The following is a 5,450-nucleotide window of genomic DNA, read 5'->3' as shown; positions in this document are numbered from 1 at the left end:
CGAGATCTGGCACGACATCCTGGACGTCAACCTGCTCGGCGCCTTCCACTGCGCCCGCGCCTTCGCCCCCGCGCTGCGCGCCGCAGGCGGCGCCATCGTCAACATCTCGTCGATCTCCGGCTACCGGGCCGGCGGCTCCTCGATCGCGTACGGGGTGAGCAAGGCGGCGATGCTCCAGCTCACCCGCAACCTCGCACTGGCGCTCGCCCCGCAGGTACGGGTCAACGCGGTGGCACCCGGCACCGTCCAACACACCCGCTGGCAACCCAACCTGCACGGCGAGGCAGGCTTCGCCGAACGCGCCGCCCGAGAACGCGAAACGGTCCCCCTCCACCAGACCGCCGCCCCCGACCACATCGCCCAGGCAGTCCTCGGCCTCCTCGCCATGGACATGGTCACCGGCGAAGCACTCATCGTCGACGGCGGCAAACACATCACCTACTGAAGTGCAAGGAAGGGCCCCTTCTTATCGCATTTTGCATAGGAAGGGGCCCTTCTTAACACCTCTGCTCGGCTCGGCGGATCAGGAGAACTTGATCGAGCTGGCTCGGTTGGACCAGCCGCCGCCGACGGTGGCCAGGTTGGCCGAGGCGTCGATCCAGGTCGACGCGGCGCCCCGGAAGTCGAGGCCGTCGTAGAACCTGACGTCACACCTGTGGTACGTCCGGACCGAACTGATCCGGTTGTTCCAGTCGCCTCCGCTGGTGCGTCGGAGATCGGCCCACTGCCACTCCCGGTCGTAGCCGGGGGTGCACGCCCGGGACTGGACCCAGGTATGGACGGCGCCGGAATAGTTTCTGCCGTCGTACGTCCGGGCGATGACCCGCGAGGCGGCGGCACCTGCTGCCCGCAGCGCCTGCTCCTCGGTCGCCGCACAGGTCACAGCCTTGGTGTCGAGGTTGACCACGCAGTCGCGGCCCTGCTCGGCGGCAGCCGCCGGAGAACCGACCGTTCCCAGTACGCCCATCGCGCCGAGCACCGTTCCGGCCACGGCGATCATTCGAGTCCTCATCTTTTCCTCCTTTGTCGGCCTGAGGGCTCGCGGCCCTCGGCTTGATCGGATCGGCGGTGGCACTGCTGGTGCCCGCCTCACCTCCAGTGCTAGTCGCGGGGCCGATTGACCGGAACGATCCAGTACGCCGATCAATCAATCTCGGACAAAGCACGTCCATTGGCCAACAATCCGACAGCCGCTTTGGCGTTGCGGAGGCACCGGCAACGATGGAAGGCGGACATGTCCGGAAGTTCCTGGAGGAGAGAAGCCAGGTGGCTCGTCAGGAGAGACCGGTCGACCCCACCGCCGGCCCACTGCAAGCACTCGCGTACGACCTGCGGAAGCTTCGCGCCGAGGCGGGTAATCCGACGTACCGGGTGCTGGCCAGGTCGGCCGGCTACAGTGCGACGACCCTCTCCGAGGCCGCCGGGGGCGCGCGGCTGCCGACCCTGGACGTCCTCCTCGCGTACGTCGGCGCGTGTCACGGCGATCCCGACCACTGGCGGAAGCGCTGGCTGGAGACGGTGGCGCGGCTCCAACCCGGCGACGACGAAGAAGTAGACGAGGCGTCGGTTCGCGGTGAACGGCCGATGGTCGAGCTGGTGGCCCACGCCCGAAGGACAACCGCCGTTCGCCGTCGTCAGTGGATCGCCGTCGGCGGGCTGGTCGCCATGACCCTGCTGATCGGGATGATCGCGACGGCCGGGCCGCTCGACCTGGTCGGTCCGGCCAGCCTGGTGGGCCCGTCGGCTTCCGGAGTACGGGGATGTCCCGTGGTGCCGTCCGACGCCGCGTTCACCGGCCTCACCTATGGAAGCGGCGCACACGTCCGGGACGGCGCGACCCGGGACAGTGCCGTGCGCACCACGATCCCACCGCACTGCACCGTCGGATTCACCGGCTTCTGCATCGGCGAGAAGGTGTACGACAACACCGCCGGTACCCCCGACGTCCGATGGTTCATGGTGGCCGGCGGCGGAGTCCTGTCGTCCGCGGTGATCCACGGGAATCCGCCGCGAAACCTACCGGCGTCCGGGTGTCCCGACGGGCGGCCGGCGCCCAGCCAACTCGCCTTCTCGACCACCCTCGATCCGACCCGGCCCGGCGCCGTCACGCTGCACGCCACCGGCGTCGAACTCGACGTCGTCGGCTTCGCCAGGTCGACCGGGACCGAGCCGGCGACGCCGGGCTTGCGGAGCTGGCGACAGGTGGAGCTGGTCGACGTCCGGGACCGGGCCGCCGGCGCGAGGGTCCGGTTCGACGTCGTGCCCACGTCACCGGCCACCTCGCCATCGGCCCGCAGGTCATCGGCCGCCTCGTCACCGGCCGGCAGGTCACCGACAGACTCGTCGCCGACCGACACGTCACCGGCCTGGGAGTCGGTCATCCTGGTGGCCGTCGCGTGTCTCGGCGGAGACAGCCCCACCGGCGTGATCGAGGCCCGGCAGCTACATCCCACGAATCCAGGCCGGTCCGTTCCGATAACGCTGGACGTGGAGCAACGGCTGCCGGCGGCCGCCTCGGCATGCCGCTACCCGGACCGTGGCTGAGCCGACCGGGGGCACCACGCGACGGTGGACATAGGTCTACCCCAGGCCACGGGTTAACCCTCCTGACCAGGGGCAGGTCTCCTGGTGTGCTCGACTGGTGACCACAGATACCGCCAGAACGGCCCTCCGGACCCGGATCCACGATCTCGACGCACTGCGCGCGTTCGCACTGCTCGGCATCCTCGTCGTCAACATCACCTTCGCCGCCACCGGCTTCAGCATGAACGTCACCGACCCGGCGTACGACTCCTGGCTCGACGACGCGGTGCGCTGGCTCAACTCCACGTTCTTCGGGATGAAGTTCTACCTGCTGTTCTCGTTCATGTTCGGGTACAGCTTCATCCTGCAGACCCAGGCGGCGGCGCGGGCCGGCGCCGCGTTCAAGCCCCGGATGCTACGTCGGCTGCTCGGCCTGTTCGCGCTCGGCGCGGTGAACATGGTCTTCCTGATCAGCGGCGACATCCTCACCGTCTACGCCCTGCTCGGTGCGATCCTGCTGGCGATGCGCGGGGTACGCGACCGCACCGCGCTGATCGTCGCCGGTGCGCTCTACGGCTATCTGCTGCTCGGCATGGGTTCGAGCATCCTGTTCCTGGACACGTCGAGTTACTTCGACCACGCCAGCCAGCTCGCCGCCGCACAGGAGAGCACCGCGAACCTGGCCGGCGGGTTCGGGTCGGTCATCCACGAGCACATCGCGATCCTGCCGCTCTACAGCCTCTCGCAGGCGACCATGCAGGGCCCGACCACGCTGGCGATGTTCCTGCTCGGCATGGTCGCCGCCCGTCGCGGGGTGCTCGTCGGACTCACCGGGCAGGAGGCGTGGCTGCGGATCGTCCAGCTCGTCGGCTTCCCGGTCGGGATCGTCGGCGGCGCCGTCTACGCCTCGATCGGCGCCAACGGCAACACCCTCGGCGTACTCGTCAGCGCGATGACCGCCCCGTTCCTCGCCGCCGCGTACGCCGCGACCCTGATCCGGATCGTGCACAGCGTCCGGGGCCGGTGGCTCGGGTCGACGCTGGCCCCGGCCGGCAAGATGGCGCTGTCGAACTACCTCGGCCAGTCGGTGGCCACGCTGTTGATCTTCACTGGCGTGGGCTTCGGCCTGGTCGGTCAGGTGTCACCGCTGGAGATGATGCTGTTCGCGTTCGCCATCTTCGCCGGCCAGGTAGTGATCAGCCGCTGGTGGCTGGAGCGGCACGGCCACGGCCCGGCCGAGTGGCTGCTGCGCTGGTTCACGAACGCGGAGCGTCCGGCCTGGCGGAAGCGGGTCGAACACTGAGCCGGCCCCCGACAGCAGCGACCCCGCGCCGGCCCGGTGCGGGGTCGTCGGCTGTTGATGGAGTACGGGCTGCGGTGCACGTCGTGGCCATCTCATCGTCTCGGCCTCCTGCCGCCGGGCTTCTGGAAGTGGGGGCCGTCCCGGGGAAGGGGAAGGGCCGCCGGGGCGGCGGCGATGACGACGTGGCGTTCCTGGACGATCACCTGCGAGGGCGGGTCGTCACCGAATCGTCGATGGTTGCCGCCCTCCAAGGATCTGGCTGGGCCGGTGCTGTGCTTCGAGCCCGCTGCGTGGCGGGCGTTCGTCCGGGAGATGCCCGCCCGCTGATCACGAGGCGCGGCGCAGGTGGCGGCTGACGTCACCGAGGAAGTCCGTGACGACCTGCCGCTCCACGAAGCGCCACCCGCTGTCCCGCCGCTCGAAGCGGTCCCGGTAGCGACCGCAGGCCACGGCCTGTAGTGGGAAGTCGGGTAGCGCCTGGAACACCGTGAAGTACGAACGGGAGTCCGCCGTCCCGGCCGCCTCGTCGACCTCGACGATGACGTTGGTCGTGACGTGCTTCGTACGCGGCGTCCCGTCGTCGTAGAGGACCAGAGTGTCGCGGGCCAGTCGCTCCACCGCATCTCGACCGTCCAGCCTCTCGCCACTGTTCAGCGTGAAGCTGGCGTCGGCCAGGAGGTTGGCGAGTCCGACGAAGTCCCCGGTGTCCACCAATTCGGCGTAGGCGGCGATCAGGTTCTCGATCACCAGGTGGCTCGGCGGCTCGCTGGGCGGGGCGTCCGCGAACATGTCGGTGTCCATCTGACTGCCTCCAGGCAGGTGATATGCCAGTCGGAGGTGGCCGGAGGCCAACTCTACTGCCGCGCGCCCTCCTCGGCGGCGGATCGAGGATGGTCGGGCGCCGGACGTCGTAGGGCGGCGACGCCGACGCAGCAGGCCCAGACCGGGAGTGGGAACACGGCGACGCGTTCCATTCCGCCGACACCGATGCCGAGCCCGTGTTGGGTGAAGAACAGCGTCGTGCCGGCGAGTGCGATCAACGCCATGGGCAGGGTCAGCGCCCGCAGCCGGCCGAGCGTCGTGGCGTGCGGAGCGAGGGCGGCGAGCAGCAGACCGAGGTTGCCCAGGCCCATGATCAGCAGCGCGCCGAGCACGTGCGCGTTCTCGTCGACGTCGGCGGGGAAGACGGCCGCCAGGGCGTACCCGAGGGCGGCGAGCAGCAGCAGCGACTGGGCCGCCCGCACCCTGCGGCCGGAACCGGCGACGCGCCAGGTGAGTACCGTGCCGGCGGCCAGCAGCAGCGCGGTGAGCAGCACCGACGCGTTCATCGCGTCGTGCCAGGGCGAGCAGACGTACCGGGGACGGGTGGTGTCCCAGACCCCGCAGCTCACGTTGCCGAGGTCGCTGATGTTGTGTTCGGCCCAACTGAACGGCGGCCGGGTCCAGCGGAGACCGACGATCACGTTGGCGGCCAGGAAGAGCGGCGCGGCCACGATCCAGCAGAGCGCGCCGATCCGCGCGGTTCGGGACAGATCCATGTCGACGAGAAGATCATTCGGCGTACCCCGGTCGCACTACCCGTAGCCGGGCGGTCCGGGGTAGGGCTGGGCATACCGACGACGGG

Annotated in this window: 6 protein-coding genes; 3 read left to right on the top strand and 3 right to left on the bottom strand. The window is 69.7% G+C overall.

All coding sequences use genetic code 11. The features are described from left to right. The coding region (locus ACFP2T_RS21630; protein WP_377424476.1) for an SDR family NAD(P)-dependent oxidoreductase at nucleotides 1-445 on the top strand (445 nt) is incomplete at its 5' end. Nucleotides 446-523: 78 nt separating this feature from the next. Here ACFP2T_RS21630 and ACFP2T_RS21625 read toward each other — a convergent pair. Continuing rightward, the gene (locus ACFP2T_RS21625) at nucleotides 524-1,012 is read right to left on the bottom strand and encodes a peptidase inhibitor family I36 protein (RefSeq protein WP_377424474.1); all 489 of its coding nucleotides are present in this window, start codon (nucleotides 1,010-1,012) and stop codon (nucleotides 524-526) included. Between the two features lie 254 nt (nucleotides 1,013-1,266). Between ACFP2T_RS21625 and ACFP2T_RS21620 the strand changes: the two genes are divergently transcribed. Together ACFP2T_RS21620 and ACFP2T_RS21615 are read left to right on the top strand one after the other, a co-directional pair. Then, on the top strand, nucleotides 1,267-2,544 hold the full coding sequence (locus ACFP2T_RS21620) for a helix-turn-helix domain-containing protein (RefSeq protein WP_377424472.1): 1,278 nt from the start codon (nucleotides 1,267-1,269) through the stop codon (nucleotides 2,542-2,544). Between the two features lie 97 nt (nucleotides 2,545-2,641). After that, nucleotides 2,642-3,826, top strand: a complete 1,185-nt coding sequence (locus tag ACFP2T_RS21615; protein ID WP_377424471.1) for a DUF418 domain-containing protein — start codon at nucleotides 2,642-2,644, stop codon at nucleotides 3,824-3,826. Between the two features lie 327 nt (nucleotides 3,827-4,153). On the opposite strand, the gene ACFP2T_RS21610 is transcribed toward ACFP2T_RS21615, so the two are convergent. Beyond that, nucleotides 4,154-4,627, bottom strand: a complete 474-nt coding sequence (locus ACFP2T_RS21610) for a nuclear transport factor 2 family protein (RefSeq protein WP_377424469.1) — start codon at nucleotides 4,625-4,627, stop codon at nucleotides 4,154-4,156. 53 nt (nucleotides 4,628-4,680) lie between these two features. Beyond that, the gene (locus tag ACFP2T_RS21605; RefSeq protein WP_377424467.1) at nucleotides 4,681-5,364 is read right to left on the bottom strand and encodes a DUF998 domain-containing protein; all 684 of its coding nucleotides are present in this window, start codon (nucleotides 5,362-5,364) and stop codon (nucleotides 4,681-4,683) included. Nucleotides 5,365-5,450: the final 86 nt, after the last annotated feature.

Origin of the sequence: Plantactinospora solaniradicis (assembly GCF_042658085.1) — a bacterium.
GTDB lineage: Bacteria > Actinomycetota > Actinomycetes > Mycobacteriales > Micromonosporaceae > Plantactinospora > Plantactinospora solaniradicis.
The sequence above is the reverse complement of the archived record's forward strand: the minus strand, read 5'-3'. Positions and strand labels throughout refer to the sequence as shown.